This is a genomic window from Streptomyces sp. NPDC007901 (genome assembly GCF_042959465.1).
Lineage (GTDB): Bacteria > Actinomycetota > Actinomycetes > Streptomycetales > Streptomycetaceae > Streptomyces.
The window spans coordinates 407,161-407,792 of sequence record NZ_JBIBKW010000010.1 but is presented as its reverse complement, the minus strand read 5'-3'; the positions used below and the strand labels follow the sequence as shown (position 1 = coordinate 407,792).

Genomic DNA, 632 nt, shown 5'->3' with positions numbered 1-632 from the left:
GAGGCGCTCAAGCAGGTCGCGAAGAACGTGAAGCGGCGCGGCGCCTGCTCGCACCCGGACGGCTCCGCGATGTTCCTGGAGTCGACGATCAAGGCGTTCACCGACGACCTGGCCGCGCATGTCCTCGGAAACGGCTGCGGACGGCCCGTGGAGGGCGTTCTGCCGCTCTTCGAGGACGGCAAGCTGCCCAGCGGCATCCCGGGCGGCGGAGAGCCCGAGGACAACGGTGGCGGCAGCCGCCAGAAGATCTACGTCGACTGGACGCTGTGCCGGGGCCACGGCCTGTGCGCGGACATCCTCCCGGAGGTCTTCGAACTCGGCGCGGACGGTTTCCCGACGGTGGCGCAGGCGAAGGTGCCGCGGTTCGCGGAGGCCAAGGCGCTGCGCGCGGTGCGCCGCTGCCCGGCGCTCGCCCTGCGTCTCGAGGAGGACACGCGCTCCCAGGCGCCGGCCAAGAACCTGCCGGTCCTCTCCCAGGGCCGCGGCCGCCGGGCACTGGGACGCTGATCGCACAGCTCGCAGCACTCACGGGCGTGGGGGGGGGGGCCCCCCCCCCGGGGGGCCCCCCCCCCCCCCCCCCCAAAAAAAAAACCCGCGCAAGAACCGGGGCCCCCCCCCGCGCGGGTTGGCGG

General features: G+C 74.2%; 1 protein-coding gene. It reads left to right on the top strand.

Annotation, left to right across the window (positions count from 1 at the left end; genetic code table 11):
• On the top strand, positions 1–507 hold a 507-nt coding region (locus tag ACFZDK_RS31540), incomplete at its 5' end, for a ferredoxin (protein WP_390977306.1).
• Between the last annotated feature and the right edge of the window lie 125 nt (positions 508–632).